Genomic DNA, 1,742 nt, shown 5'->3' with positions numbered 1-1,742 from the left:
GTAAGAAAAGTAATAAAATTATACTGACCTGATAACTACATAACATGGCAAGAATTCATTTGTTCGAATTTGAGGATCAAAATTGGCTTCCGAGTTTCATTAGAAATTATATGACCGATTTTTTGCAATTCCTTTCTAATAAAACTCCGATGTATCAGGGAATTGTGCCAGTTATTGAAAAAGGTTTAAGAGAAACAAAAACCAACCAGATTATAGATTTGGGTTCCGGCGGCGGCGGCGGATTAATCTGGCTGAATAATGAATTGAGAAGCAATAATCCTGATTTGAAAATTCTGCTAACCGATTATTTCCCAAATATCCCGGCCTTTGAGCACACACAAAAAGAAGCCGACAATTTTGATTTTATCAGAACTCCGATAGATGCCAGAAACGTTCCCGAAAACCTAAACGGACTCAGAACACAGTTTTTGTCCTTGCATCACTTTAAACCCGCAGATGCTCAGCAAATCCTGCAGAATGCTGTTGACAGCAATAGTTCGATTGCTATTTTTGAAGGTCAGGAAAGAAGTTTTCAGAGTATTATGGCGATGATCTTTTCGCCAATTAGTGTTTTGCTGACAACGCCATTTATCCGGCCGTTTCATATTGGCAGAATCATTTTTACCTATCTTATTCCGATTGTGCCTGTTTTGATTTTATGGGATGGAGTAGTCTCGTCTCTAAGAACGTATTCTGTTGACGAAATGAACGTCCTGGTTTCTAATTTAAACAATAAAGAAAATTTTAACTGGGAAGTTGGAAGAGTAAAATCCGGGCCAACTAAGATTTTGTATTTGTTGGGGACGAAGAAGTAAAATTTGTCCATTGGCAATTATTAAATAAAATAGAACGCTCATAAAACAAATTTGCTTTCGCAAAAACGCGGATTTACACGGTTTATAAAAATATCAGTATTAATCTGCGTCTACTATTTTACTTTACAACAAGCTTGATAAACCAGCGCATATAAATTATGAAAATAATATCTTACAAAAACAGGTTTATTTTTTACTAAAATTTATTACTTTTAAGAATTTTAAATATCTTTGATATATGAATACAGCAACAAAACCAAAACATATCGGCAGAAATATAAGCCGAATCAGAGAGCTTAAAGATCTGAAACAAGAAGCACTGGCACAAGCTTTAGGAGTTAGTCAGCAGGCGGTTTCTGCTATTGAAAACAGTGAAACTGTAGACGAACAAAAACTAATTGAGATAGCAAAAGCTCTTGATGTTACAGTTGAAGCGATTAAAAACTTTTCAGATGAAGGCGTTATTAATTACTTTAATAGTTTCCATGATAATATTGTTACAACAGGCAGTATTTTTGCAACAGATTGTACTTTTAATCCTCTTGATAAAGTTGTTGAACTTTACGAACGTTTGGTACAAGCTGAAAAAGATAAAGTTGAGTATTTAGAGAAATTTCTAGATAAGAAATAGCGTTTTTTTAAACGTATATATTTAAAAAAAAGAGATCTTAAGATCTCTTTTTTTGTACTCTTCCCCTTTATGAATCACGCAATCAAACTAGGAAGATTATATATTTATTGATTTAGCATTCTTGCTATATTTTTTTTTGTTCTATAATTAGGACTTCCATGCACTTTTTTATTTTCTTCTGACAGCTTATCAATTCCATAATCGCCTCTCGTTATAGTCACGTCTTTGTAAAATTCATCATAGTAATCTCTATAATAATTTTCTATTTCTCCTTTATTGGATTTACAACCTCAATT

2 protein-coding genes are annotated in these 1,742 nt (G+C 33.0%); both read left to right on the top strand.

What is annotated here, in order from left to right; translation table 11 throughout:
- The first annotated feature begins 44 nt into the window (after positions 1 to 44).
- Entirely contained in the window at positions 45 to 815 is a 771-nt protein-coding gene (locus tag DCO46_RS22520) for a hypothetical protein (protein WP_116754698.1), read from the top strand.
- A gap of 238 nt (positions 816 to 1,053) precedes the next feature.
- Entirely contained in the window at positions 1,054 to 1,446 is a 393-nt protein-coding gene (locus tag DCO46_RS22515; protein ID WP_116754697.1) for a helix-turn-helix domain-containing protein, read from the top strand.
- The last annotated feature ends 296 nt before the right edge of the window (positions 1,447 to 1,742 follow it).

It is taken from the genome of Flavobacterium sp. HTF (assembly GCF_003105115.1).
In the GTDB taxonomy this organism is placed as follows: Bacteria; Bacteroidota; Bacteroidia; order Flavobacteriales; family Flavobacteriaceae; genus Flavobacterium.
The sequence above is the reverse complement of the archived record's forward strand: the minus strand, read 5'-3'. Positions and strand labels throughout refer to the sequence as shown.